At 68.1% G+C, this 16,385-nt stretch carries 19 protein-coding genes; 9 read left to right on the forward strand and 10 right to left on the reverse strand.

The features are described 5' to 3' along the window. Positions 1-73 precede the first annotated feature (73 nt). Positions 74-712: a flavin reductase family protein gene (locus ACQPYK_RS25810; protein WP_433235710.1), complete on the forward strand. Its 639-nt coding sequence runs from the start codon at positions 74-76 to the stop codon at positions 710-712. A 43-nt stretch (positions 713-755) separates the two neighbouring features. On the opposite strand, the gene ACQPYK_RS25815 is transcribed toward ACQPYK_RS25810, so the two are convergent. Beyond that, a complete protein-coding gene (locus ACQPYK_RS25815; protein WP_433235713.1) occupies positions 756-1,769 on the reverse strand; it encodes a GlxA family transcriptional regulator in 1,014 nt (337 codons plus the stop codon). A 52-nt stretch (positions 1,770-1,821) separates the two neighbouring features. Here ACQPYK_RS25815 and ACQPYK_RS25820 point away from each other — a divergent pair, with 52 nt between their 5' ends. Next, complete coding sequence (locus ACQPYK_RS25820; protein WP_433235716.1) at positions 1,822-2,217, forward strand: cupin domain-containing protein; 396 nt, start codon at positions 1,822-1,824, stop codon at positions 2,215-2,217. Positions 2,218-2,324: 107 nt separating this feature from the next. Here the strand turns inward: ACQPYK_RS25820 and ACQPYK_RS25825 are convergent, their stop codons facing one another. The 4 genes from ACQPYK_RS25825 to ACQPYK_RS25840 all read right to left on the reverse strand — a co-directional run bounded on the left by ACQPYK_RS25825 (position 2,325) and on the right by ACQPYK_RS25840 (position 5,879). Continuing rightward, positions 2,325-2,552 (reverse strand): hypothetical protein, encoded by a 228-nt coding sequence (locus ACQPYK_RS25825; protein WP_433235719.1) that lies wholly within the window; start codon positions 2,550-2,552, stop codon positions 2,325-2,327. A 196-nt stretch (positions 2,553-2,748) separates the two neighbouring features. Next, positions 2,749-4,005 (reverse strand): SGNH/GDSL hydrolase family protein, encoded by a 1,257-nt coding sequence (locus ACQPYK_RS25830; RefSeq protein ID WP_433235722.1) that lies wholly within the window; start codon positions 4,003-4,005, stop codon positions 2,749-2,751. A 19-nt stretch (positions 4,006-4,024) separates the two neighbouring features. Next, positions 4,025-4,861 carry an NAD(P)H-binding protein gene (locus ACQPYK_RS25835; RefSeq protein WP_433235725.1) on the reverse strand — a complete coding sequence of 279 codons (837 nt, stop codon included), beginning with the start codon at positions 4,859-4,861 and terminating at the stop codon, positions 4,025-4,027. A gap of 70 nt (positions 4,862-4,931) precedes the next feature. Next, positions 4,932-5,879, reverse strand: a complete 948-nt coding sequence (locus ACQPYK_RS25840) for a DUF2218 domain-containing protein (protein ID WP_433235728.1) — start codon at positions 5,877-5,879, stop codon at positions 4,932-4,934. Between the two features lie 102 nt (positions 5,880-5,981). Between ACQPYK_RS25840 and ACQPYK_RS25845 the strand changes: the two genes are divergently transcribed. Together ACQPYK_RS25845 and ACQPYK_RS25850 are read left to right on the forward strand one after the other, a co-directional pair. Further along, complete coding sequence (locus ACQPYK_RS25845; protein WP_433235731.1) at positions 5,982-6,527, forward strand: ArsR/SmtB family transcription factor; 546 nt, start codon at positions 5,982-5,984, stop codon at positions 6,525-6,527. Positions 6,528-6,605: 78 nt separating this feature from the next. After that, entirely contained in the window at positions 6,606-6,776 is a 171-nt protein-coding gene (locus tag ACQPYK_RS25850; protein WP_433235734.1) for a hypothetical protein, read from the forward strand. 353 nt (positions 6,777-7,129) lie between these two features. Here ACQPYK_RS25850 and ACQPYK_RS25855 read toward each other — a convergent pair whose 3' ends face one another. Continuing rightward, positions 7,130-7,828 carry a Tn3 family transposase gene (locus ACQPYK_RS25855; RefSeq protein WP_433235737.1) on the reverse strand — a complete coding sequence of 233 codons (699 nt, stop codon included), beginning with the start codon at positions 7,826-7,828 and terminating at the stop codon, positions 7,130-7,132. A gap of 199 nt (positions 7,829-8,027) precedes the next feature. Between ACQPYK_RS25855 and ACQPYK_RS25860 the strand changes: the two genes are divergently transcribed. Continuing rightward, on the forward strand, positions 8,028-8,375 hold the full coding sequence (locus ACQPYK_RS25860; RefSeq protein ID WP_433258911.1) for an alpha/beta hydrolase: 348 nt from the start codon (positions 8,028-8,030) through the stop codon (positions 8,373-8,375). A gap of 51 nt (positions 8,376-8,426) precedes the next feature. Continuing rightward, a complete protein-coding gene (locus ACQPYK_RS25865) occupies positions 8,427-9,206 on the forward strand; it encodes an alpha/beta hydrolase (protein WP_433235740.1) in 780 nt (259 codons plus the stop codon). Positions 9,207-9,482: 276 nt separating this feature from the next. Here ACQPYK_RS25865 and ACQPYK_RS25870 read toward each other — a convergent pair whose 3' ends face one another. Further along, on the reverse strand, positions 9,483-10,328 hold the full coding sequence (locus ACQPYK_RS25870) for a fasciclin domain-containing protein (protein WP_433235744.1): 846 nt from the start codon (positions 10,326-10,328) through the stop codon (positions 9,483-9,485). A 986-nt stretch (positions 10,329-11,314) separates the two neighbouring features. Further along, positions 11,315-12,280, reverse strand: coding sequence for a GlxA family transcriptional regulator (locus ACQPYK_RS25875; protein WP_433235747.1), 966 nt, complete (start codon positions 12,278-12,280; stop codon positions 11,315-11,317). Between the two features lie 250 nt (positions 12,281-12,530). Here ACQPYK_RS25875 and ACQPYK_RS25880 point away from each other — a divergent pair, with 250 nt between their 5' ends. From ACQPYK_RS25880 to ACQPYK_RS25890, 3 genes are read left to right on the forward strand one after another with little or no spacing between them, the layout of a single operon-like run. Next, positions 12,531-13,217: a DJ-1/PfpI family protein gene (locus ACQPYK_RS25880; RefSeq protein ID WP_433235750.1), complete on the forward strand. Its 687-nt coding sequence runs from the start codon at positions 12,531-12,533 to the stop codon at positions 13,215-13,217. 36 nt (positions 13,218-13,253) lie between these two features. Beyond that, a complete protein-coding gene (locus tag ACQPYK_RS25885) occupies positions 13,254-13,580 on the forward strand; it encodes a DMT family transporter (protein WP_433235754.1) in 327 nt (108 codons plus the stop codon). Then, complete coding sequence (locus ACQPYK_RS25890; protein WP_433235757.1) at positions 13,577-14,284, forward strand: TetR/AcrR family transcriptional regulator; 708 nt, start codon at positions 13,577-13,579, stop codon at positions 14,282-14,284. Before ACQPYK_RS25885 ends, ACQPYK_RS25890 begins: the two co-directional genes overlap by 4 nt. On the opposite strand, the gene ACQPYK_RS25895 is transcribed toward ACQPYK_RS25890, so the two are convergent. Together ACQPYK_RS25895 and ACQPYK_RS25900 are read right to left on the reverse strand one after the other, a co-directional pair. Then, the gene (locus ACQPYK_RS25895) at positions 14,269-14,805 is read right to left on the reverse strand and encodes a dihydrofolate reductase family protein (RefSeq protein ID WP_433235760.1); all 537 of its coding nucleotides are present in this window, start codon (positions 14,803-14,805) and stop codon (positions 14,269-14,271) included. The two genes, ACQPYK_RS25890 and ACQPYK_RS25895, sit on opposite strands and share 16 nt — an antisense overlap. Positions 14,806-15,080: 275 nt before the next feature. Continuing rightward, complete coding sequence (locus tag ACQPYK_RS25900; RefSeq protein WP_433235763.1) at positions 15,081-16,277, reverse strand: carboxylate-amine ligase; 1,197 nt, start codon at positions 16,275-16,277, stop codon at positions 15,081-15,083. Between the last annotated feature and the right edge of the window lie 108 nt (positions 16,278-16,385).

Below are 16,385 nucleotides of genomic sequence, written 5' to 3' on the forward strand. Positions count from 1 at the left end.
ACCAGCGGTTTTCGCGGGGGAGCTGGGAGAGTCGTCCCATCTCAACGTCACAAGGGACAAAAGGCGAGGAAGCATGCACAAGATCTCCGAGCTGAAAGTGCTCTACTTCGGGACCCCGGTGGTCTTGATCGGTTCGCGAAACGAGGACGGCTCCGCCAACCTCGCGCCGATGTCTTCCGCTTGGTGGCTGGACGACTCCTGCATGCTGGGTCTCGGCAACAACAGTCAGACCACGGCGAACCTGCTGCGCGAACGCGAGTGCGTGCTGAATCTCGCGTCCTCGTCGATGGTCGACGCCGTCGACCGGCTCGCGCTCCTGACCGCGAAAACGGTGGTGTCCGATCGCAGAGTGCAGCAGGGCTACCGGCATGAGCGGGATAAGTTCGGGGTGGCGAGGCTGACCGAGCAGTCGGCGGAGCTGGTGCGAGCGCCGCGCGTCAAGGAGTGCCCCATCCAGTTGGAGTGCGTGGTGGATGAGGCGCATCCGTTCGGCGGCCCGGATACGAATGCGACCGCATTCCAGGTCAGGGTGGTGCGAGCCCATGTCGAGGAGGAGTTGATCATCCCGGGGACGCACTACGTGGACCCGCTGGGGTGGGATCCGCTCATCATGAAGTTCTGCGAGTTCTTCGGCGGCGGGCAGAACGTGCACCCGTCGAGGCTGGCCGAGGGCTGGAACATGCCGCACCAGCTCCAGCGGGCGGCCGGCTGATCGCGGCTCGCGACCGTAGGCCTGCTGGGAAACCGTAGGCCTGCTAGGAAGACGAGGCCGCCCCCTGGACCATCCCGGGGCCGAACCGGCGCCGGTACGCCAGCGGAGTGAGCCCGATCTCGCGACGCATCAGCGCACGCAAATTGGCGGCGGTGCCCAGCCCGCTACGCCGTGCGACCGTCTCGAAGCGCGACTCGCCCCGCTCGATCAGCCGGCACGCCAGGGCAAGCCGCTCCCCTGTGAGCCACGCCAGCGGCGTCGTGCCCATCTGCGTCTGGAAGCGGCGATGCAGGGTTGCCGGACTGACCGAGGCGCGCGCCGCGAGGCCGGACACCGTGAGCGGTGCGTCCAGCCGCTCCTGGGCCCAGGCCAGGATGGGCGCCAGGGACTCGTCCGGCACATCGGGCACGGGCCGCTCCACGAACTGCCGCTGCCCACCGTCACGGTGCGCGGCGAAGACGAGCCGTCGGCTTACGGAGTTGGCGACCTCGGCGCCGTGGTCGCGGCGGACGATGTACAGGCCGAGGTCCAGCGCGGCCGCGCTCCCCGCGGCCGTGAGGATGTCACCGTCGTCCACGAACAACACGTCTGTTTCGAGCCGCACGGAAGGGAAACGGGCCCGGAAGGAATCCGCCCACTGCCAGTGTGCGGTGGCCCGGCGCCCGTCGAGGACCCCGGCCTCGGCCAGGGTGAAGGCGCCGCTGCAGAAGCCGACCAGGCGGGTGCCGCGCGCGTGCGCCCGCCGTATGGCATCGAGTACGGCGGGGCGACGGGGCACCTCGACGTCGGGACGGTTGGGGACGATCAACGTGTCCGCCGAGTCGGCCGCCTCCAGGTCGGCGACTCCCGTGAGCGTGAAGAACCCGTCCCGCATCAGCGTGCGCGGTTCGGGTGAACAGAGATGGAAGTCGTAGAGATCGCGCCCGATCTCGGGCCGGCGCAGGCCGAAGATCTCGGTTGCGCAGCCGAGCTCGAAGGGGTTGGAGTTCTCGTCCACGATCACGACGACCCGGTGCGGGTACGCCGCATGAACGATGTGCGAGGATTCTTGCGCCATGTGCTATTTCTAGCACTCACGCCGACCATGTCCAATGGGCAAGGATTCACTCATGAGCAACGAACCCCTCGCCCTCAGCAAGTCCTTGGCCTCCTTCGACGCCCTGTGGAGCCCCCGCATCGTCACGCGCGTCAACGACTACGACGTACGCGTCGCCAAGGTCGAGGGCGAGCACATTTGGCATGTCCACGACGACACCGACGAGTTCTTCCTGGTGCTCGACGGGGAGTTGCACATCTCCTTGCGCGAGCCCGACGGGGAGCGTACGGTCCGGCTTCCCCAGGGTGCGGTATTCACCGTCCCCCGGGGCGTGGAGCACAGGCCGTACGCCCCCACCGGCGCCGCGATCCTCATGTTCGAGCCCACCGGGACACCGACGGTCGGCGACCGCCACGCGGAGATTCCCGACCATATCGACGTGACGACAGGGCACGCACTCGGCTCCTGAGGGCGAGCGAGCCCACCCTTCGACTCCACTCTGCTGGACACCGGGTCGGCTTCGTCGCTGACCGGGCCGGTCTCCATGGCGGATTGCCTGTTGAGGCCAGTGCACGGTCAGGATGCCGAGCAGCGGCCCCAAGGCGGCCAGTGGCGCGTACGCGATCCAGAAGACGACGCTCTGCCATCCGTGCGTGATCGCGCCGCCGGGGCTCCGGTGATCTTCAGGCCGAAGGCGAACATGACCATCGCGTACGGGAAGATCAGCCCTCGTTCGACCACCCGCACCAGCCGGGCCAGGTAGAGCTTGAGCAGGGCGACGTAGCCGCGGTCGTCAAGCAGCACGGTGCGCACGCTGCCGCCCTTCGCCGCGGTAGGCGCGGATCGTCTGGCTGGAGGCGCGGACCTTCGGGACCTCTGGCCTCTCGACACCTGGAGGTGGATGATGACGCGGCCAGAATGAGCGCGGGCCGTGGTCTTCGGTTCGGCCGCGTTCCCGGCCAGGCAGCCGATTGGCGGCCCGGTCGGGAAAGACGTTGTCCTACAGGGCGTTCAGATCGATCGCCTCGGCCATGGCGTTCAGGCCCGCGTCGTTGGGGTGGAGCCAGTCCCCCTCCTGACCGTCACGGACGTTGAACTCGGGCCGCAGCCGATCCGGGTCGGTCGGCGAGAGCAGAGCTCGTTCGAAGTCGGCCACCGCGTCGTACTCCCCGCTGGTCCGGATCCAGGCGTTGACCTGATCGCGGATCTGCTCCAGCGCGAACGGCTCGGCGGTCCCGTCGGGGTAGAGCCAGGGGTTGCCCTTGAACGGCATGATCGTTCCGCCCACGGCTCGGATCCCTCGGGCGTGGGCGAGCCGGATCAGCTCGCGGTGGCCCGCGATGATCTGCTGGGCGGTGACCGGCGGGGCGGGGTAGGTGATGTCGTTGATGCCTTCCATCACGATCACCGTCCGCACTCCTGGCTTGTCGAGCACGTCCCGCTGGAAGCGGGCCAGGGCGCGCTCGCCGAAGAGCGGGTCATCGGTGAGGATCCGGTTGCCGGAGATGCCGCTGTTGAGCACGGTCAGCGGCTTGCCGGCCGCGATGAGCCGCTCGGCGAGCTGGTCGGGGTAGCGGTTGTCGGCGTCCGGGGTGGAACCGGTGCCGTCGGTGACCGAGTCGCCGAAGGTCACCACCGTGCCGCGGGTGGCGGGGTTCAGGACGTCCACCCCGCTGAGGAAGTACCAGGACTGCGAGGTGTCGGTGAAGGCCGTGGCGCGCGGGTCGAACCGGTGGTCGCCGGACGCGCGGTAGCTGGTGGCCGAGGAGATGTCGTGGAAGGTGGCAGGTCCTGTCGCCCCTTTGAAGTAAAGGGTGACGGCGAGGCGGTCCAGCGCCTGGACGGGCAGCGGGATCGGGTCGCTGAGCAGTTCCCGGCCTGCCGGGACCACCGTGGAGGTGCGCAGGGAGAAGGTCACGGGGCGCAGGGTCGCCGGGCGGATCGCGGCCTCGGCAGCCGCCTTGGCCACCGTCGCTCCACTCACCGTGAGGGGCGCCGTGCCGTACAGGTTGGAGATCTTGATGCGGACGGCGACTCCGGCTCCGGTGACCCGGACCACCTGACGCACCGACTGCCGCTGGAAGCCCGCCTGCGACCAGTTGGACGAGCCGGGCAGCCCACCGGGCGAGGGCTGCTGAACGGCTGCCGACCAGGCGCCCGACCAGCGGGGACCCGTCGTACCGGCGTGGGCCGGGACGGCGGGAGCGATGAGCGCCGCAGCGGTGGCCAGCGCGGCGAGAGTCTTGGTGAGACGCATGAGAGGGGAGGTCCTTTGGTTAGAAGTCGTCGGCATGGTCGGCGGCCCACTGCGCATACGTGCGGGGGCGGTGGCCGGTGATGCGCTCGACGGTGTCGTTGACCTCGGCGGGCTTGCCGACGGTGGCCGCCATGAGGCCGAACAGCGCACCCAGGAAGGCGGGGTCCATGAAGGCGCTCATCTGCTGGAGCACTGGCTCCGGGTCGAGATCCTCGGTGGTGAGCGGGCGGCTGAGCGCCTCGCCGAGGATGCGGACCTGGTCGTCCTGCGTGAGCGACTCGGGCCCGGTCAGGGTGTAGGTCTGGCCGGCGTGGCCGCCGGCGGTCAGCGTCGCGACCGCCACGTCCGCGACGTCCAGCTCGTGGATCGCACTGAAGGACGCCTTGATGTACGGCGCGCGGATCACGTGGCCGCCGGCCAACTGCATGGCGAAGGTCAGCGAGTTGATCGCAGGGAAGAGCAGCCGCAGGATCGTCCACTCCAGGCCGGACTCGCGCACGGCCCGCTCCACGTCATGGTGATACTGGGCGATCACGTCCGGCTGGACGTCGACGCCGTCCACCACCGCGCCCGAGGACAGGAAGACGATCCGCCCGACCCCGGCCTCGCGGGCTGCGGTCAGGAGCGGCGCCGGGTCCATGCCGTACTGCAGGACCAGCAGGATCGCCCGCACGCCTTCGAGGGCAGCGGGAAGGGTTTCCGGCTTGGTGAGGTCGGCCTGGGCCAGCTCGACGCCCTGCGGCAGACCGGCCCGCTCCGGGTTGCGGGTCAATGCCCGGACCGGGTGGCCCGCGGTGTGCAGTGCTTCGACGGCCTGACGCCCGAAGTGGGCGGTGGCACCGGTAACCAGGTACATGAGAACTCCTCTTAGAGGTTGCCAACAGGGAAAAGCCCGGCAGAACGGAATGCTTCGTTCTGAAATCGGGTTAGCGCTTCCTGGCCAGGGTGACGCCGTCGCGGACGGGCAGCATGACCACGTCCAGCCGCTCGTCATGGGCCAGAGTCTCGTTCACACGCCGCATCGCCCGATGGTCGTCGCCCTGGAAGGCCGGGTCGAGCACCCTGCCACCCAGTAACACGTTGTCGAGCACGAGCAGCCCGCCGGGCACGAGCCTCGGCACGATCTCCTGGTAATAGCCGGGGTAGTTGCCCTTGTCGGCGTCGATGAAGGCGAAGTCGAAGGCCGGCTCCTCGGGCAGCGCCCGGAGCGTGTCCAGGGCCGGGCCGATCTTGAGGTCGATGCGGTCGTCGACGCCGGCGCGCTCCCAGTACGGTCTGGCGATGGCGGTCCATTCGCTGCTCACGTCACAGGCGAGCAGGTAGCCGTCGGCGGGCAGCGCCCGAGCGATGCACAACGACGAGTACCCGGTGAACACGCCGACCTCGATGGCCCGGCGTGCGCCCGAGAGGCGGACCAGCATCTGCAGCAGCGCCCCCTCGTCGGCCGCGACCTGCATTCCGGCGGCGCGCCCCGTGGCTTCCCGCGTGGTCTCCGCCAGCTTGTCCAGCAGCTCGCCGGGCGGGGTGCAGTGCGCCCGCAGGTAGTCGTCGACGACCGGAGCGACGATCTCGACGGCATCGCCGGGTTTTGGATCGCTCCAAGTGAGGTGGAGCTCCTCCTGGGTGGCGAAGCGCAGGAGGTGTCGGGCGATGACGTCCTGCACGCCGTTCAGCGAGTCAAGGTCGGCGGCGGCGGCGATCAGGATGAGCTTTTGCGCGGAGGAGACCAGCGAGCAGGTGCCGGAGCGGAAGGCGATCGTTCCTCTACCGACGCCAGTGTGCTTGGCGTCGGCCTTGTGGCCCATGTGGGAGATCAGCTGTTTGACGTAGCGCTCGGGGCGCTCGGTTGCGATGAATGCCGTTGACAGAGGCATGAAGGTCCAAGTATCTAGATTATTTGACGCTTTGATGCCGGGCAGTTTGCCAACGGCGTGGGCGATTTGTCAAAAGCCTCGAATATCGTAGACACTTACGTCATGACAGATGAGCCGCTCCTCGCACTGCGCTCATCCGCGCAGCACAAGGCGCTCGGGCACCCGATCCGCCACAGCATGGTGAACTTGCTGCGCCAGCGTCCCGCCACCTTGGGCGAACTGACGGCGGCGCTGGGGTCCACTAAGGGGACGGTCGGCTATCACGTCCGTATCCTGCGCGAGGCCGGGCTCGTCCGGCTCGCGAGCACCCGGCGGGTGCGGGGCGGCACCGAACAGCGCTTCGAACTGATCAACAGGGGATTCCGGCTGGATGAAGAGACCGGGGCCAGGTTCCTCTACGACGCGGCCCTGGCGGAGATGGCGCCCGTCCGTCCCGGCGACCCCGGCCACACTGTGCTGTATCATCTCTGGCTCGCCCCTGACGAGGCCCGCGCACTGGCCGAACGGCTCGAAACCTTCGACCACGAACAACGCGAGACCCCAGAGCGCGGAACCGAGGCCTACGGATTGCTCCTCAGCCTCTATCGAGCCGACATCCCCCTCCTGCCACCGGACGATCACGGGATAGGCAGTCAGGGGTGTCCCTAGACATTTCCTCTACTGTCGCGAGATCCGAACTCTAGAAACGCTGTTTCTCTATCGGGAACGAGAGTCGGAGGCAACGACATGAAGGAACGCTCGAAGATCGACGCGAGGTTCGAGCTGGCCCGCGACCACTACGGCAACGATCCGGAGGGACCGGGCGGCCGGAGCGAGGCCTACTCCGGCCTCGAGATCAACTGGATGGTGCACTCCTGGCTGGCGATCCGGGTGCCGAGTTCGCCAACCTGCATCTGACCGTCTGGCTCGGCTCGCAGATATGAGTGCCCCATCTGGGGATCGCCCTGCTGGTCTGGTCGGAGAGCTGCTTCTGCACCGAGCACCTGCCGCGCGCTCCGCTGGTAGCGACGGCGACTCCTTCGACCGCTACGACCTGACCACGCGCGCCAGCCTCAAGGCGAGAGTCGTTGCCCTCGTTCCGCCATCAGCCCAGAGCTGTCCGCTCAGATGCCGGCGTCACCACATGTGACAGCAAGCCCGGCTCGCCGTACCGCTCCAAGAACCGGCGGCAATTTCACCGGATGCGATGTCAGGGTCAGGTAGCCGGTTCCGGGCAGGACCAAAGCCGCCCGCGCCGCAAAGCCGGAGGGCTACACGCCTCCCTCCTCCACTGCGCCCTCACCGTCGGGAAGGTCGGGGATCTGCCCGAGGGCGCGGAGGCCCTCGGGCGGGGCGGAGGCGGTGATGGCGTAGCGGCCCAGGAAGTTGATGTGGGCGTGGCCCAGAGGGCTGAGTCGGGCGACATCCTCGTCCTTGATGGGCACGCCCTGGGCGCGGAGCTGGTCGACGGCGGCAGATAGATAGCGGCTGTTCCACAGCGCGACAGCGTTGACGACCAGGCCGAGCGCGGCGAGCCGGTCCTCCTGGCCTTCGCGGTAGGGCTGGCGGATCTGGCCGCCTCCTCCGTGGCAGATCTTCCGGGCGAGGCGGTGGCGGGATTCCTGCACGGTGAGCTGCTTGTTCAGCTTCCGGTGGTAGGTGTCGTCGATCGGATCGAGAATACCGAACCGCTTCACCTGCGACGGATCCGCGATCCCCAGCTGCTCGGCCAAGTAGTCGACCACCGGCCACGGCACGGCGAGGGGATCGGTCAGGAACAACCCCTTGTAACGGACCGTCCCGATCTGGATCGCCACCCCCAGACGATGCGCATCCTGACGCGACTGAGCGATCACGTTCCGATCGAACGCATCCAGGAAGAAGAACTTCTCCAGATCCGACAACGACGGCAACTCCTCGAAGCTCCCGTACGCGGTCCGCTGCTCATCAGACAAGAACTCCGCAGGCATGGGCCAAGACCGTAAACCCCGCCACTTATCTCCAGGTAACAGACGCAAATACGCCAGAAGTCCAGGCCCTAAGCAGGAACGATCAAGACCACATCGCCATCAAGATCAATCTCAGCGATAAGTACTGTCCGCAGGTTCCTCAACCCCGGACACCGAGGCGCCGTTCGCGGCGGAACCGGACGCCGAGTCATCCACCGATCTGCCGTTCGCGCAGCTCCGCCGGTTCATCGAGGCCTATCTCAACAGGCACCCGGGCGACGACCCCGCGCTCAACCCGATGGCCGCAGACCTGACCGGCCTGCCGCCAATTCTTGTTCAGGCAGGAGTTGGCGACCCATTGACCTGCGGCGCTCAGCGCCTGGTCGCCCGCGCCCAGAGCCACGGCGTCGACGCCAAGCTCCAGCTCTACCCGGCCTCGTCCCACATCTTCCACCTGTACTGGTCCTTCCTCCCGGAAGCGGCCGACGCCATCGAGCAGGTGGGCTCCTTCATCCGCTCGGGTTCTCTGCGCTCAGGTTCTGTTGATGCGGCGGACGCACGACGGTGATGCGTGCTCGGCCTTTCTCTTCACCACCGACCTGATGCCGACCTCTGCTGCATGGTCTCTTTCGCCGACATGCGGTTGCGTGGCGCGGCCGGGTTCCTGCACGCGCGCCTTCACCGGCCCAGAGCAGGCACAGCGCTGCTCGTGTACTTTCCCGCCAGCGGGTACATGTCCGGCGGCATCGATCAGGCCGGCCTCCTGTGCCGCCAGCTGTCCGCCATGGCTGATCTGCTGGTACTGGCGGTGGCGTACCGGACCGTGCCCGAGCATCCCCACCCCGCAGGCTTCCACGACGCGGTGGCGGTCCTGGAATGGGTCATCGACCACGCGGCCGAGCTCGGCGCCGATCCCGCGCGGATCCTGGTCGGCGGAGAGGGCGCGGGCGGGAACCTGGCCGCGGCCGTGGCCCTGCACACCAGGAACCAGCGCTGGCCGCTACTAGCCGGGCAGTTACTGATCCACCCCAGCCTCGACGCTCTGCAGGGCTCACCGTCCCTACGGGAGCGCCCCGTCACTCCGCTGCTCAGCACCGCGACGCTGCGCGCCTTCTACGATACCCAGCTGTGCACCGGCGCTTCGCCCGACGACCCCTACCTCTCGCCGCTGCATGCACCCTCGCTGGCGGGACTCGCGCCCGCGACCGTGATCACCGTCGAGCACGACCCACTGCGCGACGACGGCCGCCGCTACGCCGCGCGCCTGCGGCAGGACGGCGTCCCGACCGAGGAACACCACTACGACGACCTCTTCCACGGCGTACTGTCCGAGCTCGGGCACCACGACGGGGCCGACCGGTTGCTCGCCGATCTGGCCTCCTTCGTACGGCGGTGCTGACCAGCCCAGCCGAGCGCGATGCGAAGTAGATCGGTCAACGCCCACCTGGGCGACCTCGCTCCCCGTACGCCAAAGATCCTTAAGGGCGCGGACCTGCGCGCGAGTACGCCAGGCGGGGCGCGCCTACTGGCAGGTCCACCCCGGTCTACACGCCTTCCTCCTGCACCGCGCCCTCGCCGTCGGGCAGATCGGGGAACTCGCCGAGGAGGCGCTCGGGAACCCTGAGTTTATTTCCTATCAGGAGGACGCCTTAGCCGTCAGAGGCATGCCTTGTGACTACTTCGGTTCCAGGACGGTGTCGATGAAGTAGACCGTGGCGTTGGCGGTCTGGATGTTTCCGCACAGCACCTTGGCCTCGTTCACCGTGTAGGTGTCACCCGAGCCCTTGACCGTGAGTTTGTCGCCCTGGACCGTGGGGAGCACGGCGTCGGAGAGGTCGGACGGAGAACGGCGTCCCAGCGCGACGTGGTAGGAGACGATCCCGGTCAGTTTGTCTCGATCGGCGAAGTCCTGGTTTAGCTGGCCTGCTGGGATCTTTTTGAACGCGTCGTTCACGGGCGCGAACAGAGTGACATCTCTGGCCATGTCCAGTCTGTCGGCCATCTGAGCCCTCGAAATGGCCGACACCATGCTCATCAGGTTGGGATTGCTGGAGATGGCGGTTACCAAGGGCTCTTTGGCCATAGCGGCGAAGCGGCCATCGCCGGTGTTGGACAGAGCGGAGCACGCGGGGCCGAACGGCTCGGAATCTCGCGGATGAGATGTGATCGGCCGTGGCCTGGCAGGAGCTTCCTGTTGCTCCGTATCTCTGGGCGGGGGTACGTAGGGCTTTTCCTTTATAGGTGGCTCTATTGTGGGCGGGTCCGTTATGGGTGAGTCCGTTATTATTGAGTCTGTTATGGTCGGAGTTGGCATGGTCGGCGAGTGTGTATCCTCGTGTTCCCTCTCCGAAGGTTCTGGAGTCTTCGGGGGAGGAGGTGAAGCCGGCAGAGGCCATGAAGCCGGGCGCATGTCGGTTCGCATACCTGCGGATATCGCGGCGGGTTCCGTAGACTGCTCGGCAGAAAAGGCGATGGATGCGAACGCGGTCAGCGCGCATGCGAGTACGGCCTTGTTTCTCATGACTGCCTCCGAAACAGCAGATGGTTCGGTTGTTTAAGAACAGTCCTCACCAGATACCTAGGACTACGATCCGGACTGCTGTCTGAATGGGGACCCGGTGATAGTCGCCGAAAATTCAACGGATATCGCCGACCAGAGTCGATGTGGAACGCCCGGGCAAGGGCAGTGACATCCTCGGTCCGGCGCGTCGCGTCCACCAACCGGCACACCTGCTCCGCGACGCTCTCACATCAGAGCAGTTCAGGGGAATATCTGTTGAATTTTCGGCGACCACCGCCGGGAACCCGGCCACGGAACCGAGAATGAATCAGCGGGTCAGGCACGGCGCCTTCGCTCGCATTCACGTCGAGAAGGTCGAAGTCATATTCTTTTGTCGACCCCACGCACCGAACGCCGGGTTCCATCCTCGCCAGCCCCTGGACTCATCGCCAAGCCCCTGTCCTGCATTGATGACGATGACGAAATCCGTTGCCGTCTGCCGACACCTCCCAGGGTAAGGAAATCCGAGCCTTCATCTTAAGCGGCGCCTATGGTCTTCGGTGCAAGAGAAAGGTCGCCTAAGAGTCACGGTTTCACAGCCTCGCCGGTGCGAGATAGGCAAGATCCTTGGTAGGAGTCGGCGTCCGAGTACACGCCCGGCCCTGAAACCACCGGGTAATCCTTGATAATCCATTTTCGACCTAATTTATCTATGCGGAGGGCGGCGCCCCGGCAAGGTGGTGTTAAGGGCCGGCACATCCCCTCCAGAGCCCCGGAGAATTTACGATTCAGCTAGTTTGACCTCTCAACGTTGAGCTTGAGCCCCTTCGCGGCGAGGCGCCGCCGTCCTCCGGCTGCGTCGTCTTCGGCTATGCCGGCCAGTGATTCGTCTTCCCGACTGTGCTCCAGAGCGTCCTCGAACCGCTTGCGCGAATGCCGGGTCGATTCAAACCGGTAGCACTCGATTCGGGACGAGGACGCGTCGTCGAACACGACGCGTCCGGACGTCAGCGGCCCGCACCGGCGCTCTGGCGGTAACGGGCGGGCGGCACGCCGTAGCGGTCGGTGAAGGCCTGCCGTAGCGTCTCGGCCGAGCCGAAGCCGCAGCGGCGGGCCACCACCGCCACCGGCAGGGAGGTCGAGGCGAGCAGTTGCGCCGCGGCCTCGGCCCGCGCACCGCGCACGAAGCGCGCGGGGCTCTGGCCCAGATGCTCGGCGAACAGCCGGGCCAGGTGACGGTCGCTGACCCCTGCCCGCCGCGCCAGCGCCGCCGCCGACAGGTCGGCGTCCAGGTTGCCGCAGACGTAGCCGGTCAGGGCGCGCACCAGATCGTGCTCGGGCGCAGGCCCGGCCACGAACATGCTCATCTGCCGCTGGTCGCCGGGCCGCTGCAGGTAGGTCACCAGCCCGCGCGCCACCTGCCGGGCCAACTCCGCGCCGTGGTCGTCCTCGATCAGCGCCAGCGTCATGTCCAGCGCGCTGGTCACCCCGGCCGCGGTGCAAAAGCGCCCGTCGCGGATGTAGATCGGCGCCGGGTCCACCGTCACCTTCGGATACCGCTCGGCGATCGTCTCGGCGTAGGCCCAGTGGGTGGTGACGCGGCGGCCGTCCAGCAATCCGGTCGCGGCCAGCACGCCGGCCCCGGTGCACACCGACGCCACCCGGCGGCTTTCCAGGGCCAGCCGCCGCACGTGACCCACCAGACGGGGGTCGGCGGAGGCCGCCTCGTAGCCGTGGCCGCCGGCGACCAGCAGCGTGTCCAGTGGACCCCTGAGCCGCTCCAGCCTCTCCTGTCCGCGCAACACCAGCCCGGAGCGGCAGGTGACGTCCCGGCCGGCCGCGCTGGCCAGCCGGATCCGGTACGGCGGGCCGGCCCGCAGCTGGTTGGCCGCGTTCAGGGCGCCGGAGACGCAGGAGATGTCCAGCAGTTCGGCGTCGGGGTAGGAAACGATCACGAACAGGCGCGCGTCCACGGCACCGACCCTACTCGCCGGGAGAAGGCCGGCCCTCCCTGTCCGGAAGACAGGGAGGGCAGGAAATCGGACATGCCTGGGTGGGCTGCTTGGCGCACGCGCGCCGTCTAGGCGACGGTGAGAGCAGCGCGACCGAGGGCTCGCCACCCCGGTTCCGAGAGCTCGGGGCCCGAAGGCCCGGGGTCGAAGACCTGAAGACTCAAACCCGAAGGTTCGAAAGCTCGAAAGCTCGAAAGCTCGAAGGAGAGATATGAAGACCATCGCGTTCGTGCTCTATCCCGGGATCACCCCGCTGGACCTGGTCGGCCCGCTCCAGGTGATGTCGGTGTTCGCCGCGTTCAACCCCGACTACCGAGTGGTGGTGGCCGCCGAGACCCTCGGGGCGTTCGACACCGACACCCCGCTGCAGTTGGTCGCCAGCCACACCTTCGACCAGGTCGCCGAACCGTATGCGGTGATCGTGCCGGGCGGTACCGAGCCGACGTACCTCGTGATGACCGACGAGCGCCTGCTGGAGCGCATCCGCACCGCCGCCGCCGGCGCCCAGGTCATCGGTTCGGTGTGCACCGGCTCGCTGCTGCTGGGCGCCGCCGGCCTGCTGGAGGGCCGCCGCGCCACCACCCACTGGGCGACCTTGCAACTGCTGGGGAGGCTCGGCGCCGACCCGGTCAGTGAGCGCGTCGTGGAAGACGGCCCGTTCATCACCGCGGCGGGGGTGTCGGCGGGCATCGACATGGCGCTGCGGTTGGTCGGGCGGCTGGCGGGAGAGCAGGCGGCCCGGACCGTCCAGCTGATGATCGAGTACGACCCGCAGCCGCCGTACGGTCCCATCGACTGGTCGAGCGTGGATCGTGACGCCTACGGACCGCTGGTGACCGACACGCTCGCCACCGCGCTGGCCGACCACCCGCGAATGCTGGAACGCCTCACCCGGTAAACTGGTACGTCCGTACCGGTTTTTGGAGGGCGTGTCATGGCGTGGCTGGTTCTGGCAGGGGCGATCCTCGCCGAGGTGGTGGCGACCACCGCGTTGAAACTCAGTGACGGCTTCGCCCACAAGGGCTGGGCTCTTGCCGTCGTGGCCGGCTACGGCGCGGCGTTCATCCTGCTGGCCCAGGCTCTGAAGCTGCAGATGGAGATGGGGACGGCCTACGCCGTATGGGCCGGGGCGGGCACCGCCGCGATCGCCGCGATCGGCGTGCTGTTCCTCGGCGAGACGCTCACCCTGGCCAAGGTCGCCGGCATCGTGCTCATCATCGGCGGGGTGCTGGTGCTCAACCTCGCGGGTGGCACTCATTGAGCACCGCTTCGGGCACCGCTTCGGGCACTGCCTCGACCACTGCCTCGAACAGCGTCCCGGACAGCGCCGCGGACAGCGCCGCGGATGCCACCGCGGAAAGCGCCCGGCGGCCGGGACGGTCTCCGGCCCAGGAGCGGGGGAGGCTGCGCCGCGAAGCGCTGCTGGCGGCCGCGGTGGAGCTGCTGCACGAGGGCGGCTTCGTCGCGGTCACCCACCGGTCGGTCGCCCGGCGCGCCCGGCTTCCGCTGGCCGCCACGACCTACTACTTCACCTCGCGTGAGGAACTCGTGGCCGAGGCCTTCGCGCTGCTGGTGGACGGGGAACTGGCGGCGCTGCGCGAGGCGGCCGGCGGTCCCGATCCGCTCGGCGCGCTGCTGGGCGCGGTGGAGGCCGACCGTCCGCGCCAGCTCGGCCTGTGGGAGCTGTACTTGCAGGCCGGTCGTGACCCCGCGCTGCAGCGGGTGGCACGCGCCTGGACCGACGGCTGCGACGAGATCCTCACCGGCGCGCTGCAATCGGCCGGGTACGGCCTGGCTCCGGCCGACGTGCGCCTGGTCACGGTGCTGTTGAACGGCTGGTGGCTGGAACGGCTGGTGGAGCAGCGCCCGCGCTCGACCCGGGAGGGGCACGCCCTGCTCGCCCGGGTCCTGTCGATCGCCGGCTCGGGTGAGCCCGAGACGGCGGAGGGTCAGGCGCGTTCGTAGGTCAGCGCGACGGCTCCGGAACCGAACGTCCGGGAGCCGACGAGTTTCAGGTCGATCGCCTGGGCGAACAGCGGCAGCCCGCTTCCCAGCGCGACCGGGTGGACGATCAGCCGGTATTCGTCGATGAGACCGAGCTTCGACAGCGACTGTGCGAACTGCGCGCCTCCGTGCGCCAGGATGTCGTTGCCGGGCTGTCGCCTCAGCCGGGAGATCTCCTCGGCGAGGTCGCCGTCGGCCACCCGCGAATCGTTCCAGGCGGCCTCCTTGAGGGTCGTGGAGAAGACCACTTTGGGCAGCTCGTTCATCGGGGGAGCGAACTCCTCTGTCGAAGATGGCCAATAGGCCGCCATGTCGTGATAGGTGACCCGTCCCATGATGTGCGTGCCCGCCTGCCACAGCACCTCGACGATCCAGGCCCTCAGCTCGTCGTCGAAGTCACGAAAGATCCAGTCCACCTCTCCACCCGGCGCTCCGACGAACCCGTCGAGAGAGACGTCCATTTTCAGGACTACTTTCCTCATTCGCACCCCTAGGAGTTTTACCGCCCGCGAAATTTCGGCCCATTGCCCCCGAAACAGCCCCGCCGGGCCGCGGGAATGCCGCCCGCGAAATTCCCGCGACCCGGAAAGGCGGACGTCAGGCTGCCATGAACGATTACCGCAGTCAAGGAAATGAATGTCGGGCGCTCATGCCCCGAGCGAATGCCGGCACGCCGTCTTCGATCGGAGGCGAACCCCGACCGGCCCCCCGGGGGAGGACGGGACGGGTGCCGCCGGTCATCGGGCGTGCGACCGCGTCATCGATCGGGAAGGCGGCGGGCGGGCACCAGCCGCAGCGGGGCACGGTGACCGTGGAAGAAGTCGGGGACGGCTTCCCGGGTCTGGCCGATGAGCAGTTGAGCCACGTCGGACAGTTGACGGCGGCGGTGATAGGCGGCGCGCTGGCGCGCGGCCCCGGTGCCGCGCTGGTGTAGACGGCTCAGCCCGGCGCTCACCAGGGCCAGGTCGCCGCTGTCTTCCAGAGCGCGGCGCACGTGCCTCAACAGCCGTCCGGCCAGCTCCCAGGCCGGCATCCGGCGCCCGGACAGCGGGTCGAAGCAGTCGCCTTCCATGCCGTCGCGCGCCGCCCTCCAGTAAGCGGCGCACAGCAGCGTCTGATCGACCTGGGGCGCGGGGACGCCTTCGCGCACATCCGCCAAGGCGGTGGCGGCCAGGGCCCGGATCAGCCCGGCCAGCACCGTGGCCTCCTCCACCGTGGCGCAGGTGTCGGCGGTGCGAAACTCCAGAGTCGGCAGGTGACCGGACAGGCGGATCAGCCAGTAGACCATGCCGCGGTCCAGGATGATCCCGCTGGTCTGCAGGGCCTCGACCAGGGCGTCGTAATGCGCGGCCGAGGAGAAGAAGGGCGGCGGGCCGGCGCTGGGCCAGCGGGCCCACAGGATCGCCCGCCAGCTGGCGTATCCGGTGTCCCTTCCATCGCAGATGGGGGAGTTGCAGGTCAGAGACTGCAACAGCGGAAGCCAGGGCCGCACGTGATTGCTGACCTGGATCGCCTCCTCGCGATCGGCGATGCCGATGTGGACATGGCAGCCGCACACTCCCTGGCCGTCCAGCAGCGCCCGGAAGTGCCGATGCATGGCCAGGTAGCGAGGGCAGGAGGTCAACGGCGGCGTGCCGACACCGGTCAGGCAGACGCCGCAGGCGGCCAGCCCCAGTCCGGCGTCGGTGGCCGCGACGGCCACGGCCTCGCGCAACCGCAGCAGGTCGTGGGCCAGGTGACGCAGATCGGTGTGGACGGTGCTGTTGGTCTCGATCTGAAATTTCGCCAGCTCCGGCACCACTCGGTCGGCGATCGGCCCATCGATGCGCCGCAGTATCTCCTCGGCGAGGGGAAGCCCCTGCCCGCTGCGGGGATCGATGAGGATGAACTCCTCCTCCATCCCTATGGTGAGCTCAGCGGATGCCGTCCGCCTGCGCGCGGGCACGGCTTTCATCGCCGTGGTCCGGCCGCACGGACCCCGCCCCGGCGAACGATCATGAGCGGGATCGTCGCAATGGCTTCGCACACGGTGTCCTCCTCGCCGGTGGATGAGTTAGCCGCC

The organism is Streptosporangium sp. CA-135522 (assembly GCF_050949235.1).
Classification (GTDB): domain Bacteria; phylum Actinomycetota; class Actinomycetes; order Streptosporangiales; family Streptosporangiaceae; genus Streptosporangium.

What these genes read in the sequence shown, in the direction of transcription:
- ACQPYK_RS25810 (WP_433235710.1), top strand. Translation starts at nt 74, where the DNA reads ATGCACAAGATCTCCGAGCTGAAAGTGCTCTACTTCGGGACCCCGGTG.
- ACQPYK_RS25815 (WP_433235713.1), bottom strand. Translation starts at nt 1,769, where the DNA reads ATGGCGCAAGAATCCTCGCACATCGTTCATGCGGCGTACCCGCACCGG.
- ACQPYK_RS25820 (WP_433235716.1), top strand. Translation starts at nt 1,822, where the DNA reads ATGAGCAACGAACCCCTCGCCCTCAGCAAGTCCTTGGCCTCCTTCGAC.
- ACQPYK_RS25830 (WP_433235722.1), bottom strand. Translation starts at nt 4,005, where the DNA reads ATGCGTCTCACCAAGACTCTCGCCGCGCTGGCCACCGCTGCGGCGCTC.
- ACQPYK_RS25835 (WP_433235725.1), bottom strand. Translation starts at nt 4,861, where the DNA reads ATGTACCTGGTTACCGGTGCCACCGCCCACTTCGGGCGTCAGGCCGTC.
- ACQPYK_RS25840 (WP_433235728.1), bottom strand. Translation starts at nt 5,879, where the DNA reads ATGCCTCTGTCAACGGCATTCATCGCAACCGAGCGCCCCGAGCGCTAC.
- ACQPYK_RS25845 (WP_433235731.1), top strand. Translation starts at nt 5,982, where the DNA reads ATGACAGATGAGCCGCTCCTCGCACTGCGCTCATCCGCGCAGCACAAG.
- ACQPYK_RS25850 (WP_433235734.1), top strand. Translation starts at nt 6,606, where the DNA reads ATGAAGGAACGCTCGAAGATCGACGCGAGGTTCGAGCTGGCCCGCGAC.
- ACQPYK_RS25855 (WP_433235737.1), bottom strand. Translation starts at nt 7,828, where the DNA reads ATGCCTGCGGAGTTCTTGTCTGATGAGCAGCGGACCGCGTACGGGAGC.
- ACQPYK_RS25865 (WP_433235740.1), top strand. Translation starts at nt 8,427, where the DNA reads ATGGTCTCTTTCGCCGACATGCGGTTGCGTGGCGCGGCCGGGTTCCTG.
- ACQPYK_RS25870 (WP_433235744.1), bottom strand. Translation starts at nt 10,328, where the DNA reads ATGAGAAACAAGGCCGTACTCGCATGCGCGCTGACCGCGTTCGCATCC.
- ACQPYK_RS25880 (WP_433235750.1), top strand. Translation starts at nt 12,531, where the DNA reads ATGAAGACCATCGCGTTCGTGCTCTATCCCGGGATCACCCCGCTGGAC.
- ACQPYK_RS25885 (WP_433235754.1), top strand. Translation starts at nt 13,254, where the DNA reads ATGGCGTGGCTGGTTCTGGCAGGGGCGATCCTCGCCGAGGTGGTGGCG.
- ACQPYK_RS25895 (WP_433235760.1), bottom strand. Translation starts at nt 14,805, where the DNA reads ATGAGGAAAGTAGTCCTGAAAATGGACGTCTCTCTCGACGGGTTCGTC.
- ACQPYK_RS25900 (WP_433235763.1), bottom strand. Translation starts at nt 16,277, where the DNA reads ATGAAAGCCGTGCCCGCGCGCAGGCGGACGGCATCCGCTGAGCTCACC.